Genomic DNA, 2,041 nt, shown 5'->3' on the forward strand with positions numbered 1-2,041 from the left:
GTGACGAGCCCGAGCGGGACCGCCTTGGGCTGGGACGAGCCGGCGCGGAACACCAGGAGCGAGGTGGTCTGCTCGCCACTTCCGATGCTGTGAGCCCCGTTCTCGCTGTTCATGTCATGGGCCGAGGAGCCGGCGGCGCCGAGCGCCTTGGCAATGCCGTTGGGGTCGATGATCATGATGACCGCGCCGTCGCCCAGGATGGTATTGCCCGAGAACATGTCGATGTGACGCAGCTTCGTCGACATCGGCTTGACCACGATTTCTTCGGTGTGGAACACGCCGTCGACGACGATGCCGAAGGTCTGGCTGCCGACCTGCGTCACCACGATGAAGCCGTTCTCGGGATCGGAGACGGCGCCGTCGTCGATCTTGAGCAGCTTCTTGAGATGGATCAGCGGCAGCAGCTTGTTGCGCAGCCGGAGAACCGCGGTGTCCTTGATGCGCTCGATGCGGTGCTCCGAGTTGGCGCGGGCCCGCACCAGCTCGACCACGGAGAGCTGCGGGATCGCGAAGCGGTCGCCGGCGGCTTCCACGATCAGCGCGGAGACGATGGCGAGCGTCAGCGGGATCTTGATGGTGACGGAGGAGCCTTCGCCGGCGACCGACTTGATGTCGATGGTGCCGCCGATCTGGTCGATATTGGTGCGCACCACGTCCATGCCGACGCCGCGCCCCGACACCGAGGTGATGGCGGCCGCAGTGGAGAAGCCCGGCGCGAAGATGAACTTGTGGATCTGGGCTTCGCTCATCTTCTCGAGCTCGGCCTCGGTGACCAACCCTGAGGAGATCGCCTTGGCCTTGATCCTGTCGGTGTTCAGGCCACGGCCGTTGTCGGCGATGCAGATGATGATGTGGCCGCCCTCGTGATAGGCGGACAGGCGGATGGTGCCCTGCTCGCCCTTGCCGCCGGCGAGACGCTCGGCCGGAGTCTCCAGGCCATGGTCGGCGGAGTTGCGCACCATATGGGTGAGCGGGTCCTTGATCAGGTCGAGCACCTGGCGGTCGAGCTCGGTGTCGGCGCCGTGCATCTCCAGCTCGATCTGCTTGCCGAGTTCGCTCGAGAGGTCGCGAACGATGCGGGGCAGCTTCTGCCAGGCATTGCCGATCGGCTGCATGCGCGTCTTCATGACGCCTTCCTGCAGCTCGGCGGTGACGTTGGACAGCCGCTGCAACGGCACCTTGAACTCGGTGTCCTCGTTGCGGCGGGAGATCTCCAACAGCTGGTTGCGGGTCAGCACCAGCTCGGAGACCATGGTCATCAGATGCTCCAGCGTATCCACGTTGACGCGGATCGACTGGTTGGCGATGCTGGCGCCCTCGCCGGCGCCCTCGTCGGCGATCGACTTCTTCGGCGCGGCCTTCTCCTTGGGCGCCTTGGCTTCCTTCGCTACTTCCTTGGCGACAGGCGCCGGAGCTTCAGCGGCGGGTGCGGGCTCAGCCTTGACCTCAACCTTGGCAACCGGGGCCGGGACTTCGATCGGGGTTTCTCGGAAGGCGCGCTCGAGCTCGTCGAGCGACACTTCGCCCGGACGCAGCGGGCGCTCCAGGGTCTGGTCGGCCAGCACGCCGGAGGTCGGCGCGGCTTCAACGGCGACAGACGCTTCCGGCACCAGCGGCGGCGCTTCAGCCACGGGAGCAGCAGCACCCGCCGCCATGGCCGCCATGCCCTGCTCAACCATCGCTTCCAGCTTGTCGATGAGATCGCGGTCGGTGCCCTCGGGCTCGGCTTCGGTCGCCTCGAGGCCTGACAGGATTTCCTTGATGCGGTCGATCGAGGCCAGGATCACCGTCACCGCGCCGGCCGTCACCGGCATGCCGTCACGGAATTTGCTCATCAGCGTCTCGCCGGCATGCGCCAGCGCTTCCAGCCGCGGCAATCCGAGGAAGCCGCACGTGCCCTTGATGGTGTGGACCAGCCGGAAGATGTTATCCAGGATCTTGGCGTTGTTCGGCTCCTGCTCGAACTTCACCAGCTGATTGTCCACGGTGTCCAGGCTCTCACTGGTTTCCGTCAAAAACTCCCGCAACAGATCATCCATGA

Annotated in this window: 1 protein-coding gene; it reads right to left on the reverse strand. The window is 65.6% G+C overall.

What is annotated here, in order from left to right; all coding sequences use genetic code 11:
• The coding region (locus ABIB91_RS41600) for a chemotaxis protein CheA (protein ID WP_354172977.1) at positions 1-2,039 on the reverse strand (2,039 nt) is incomplete at its 3' end.
• Positions 2,040-2,041: the final 2 nt, after the last annotated feature.

Origin of the sequence: Bradyrhizobium sp. JR4.3, assembly GCF_040547695.1 — a bacterium.
Lineage (GTDB): Bacteria > Pseudomonadota > Alphaproteobacteria > Rhizobiales > Xanthobacteraceae > Bradyrhizobium > Bradyrhizobium canariense.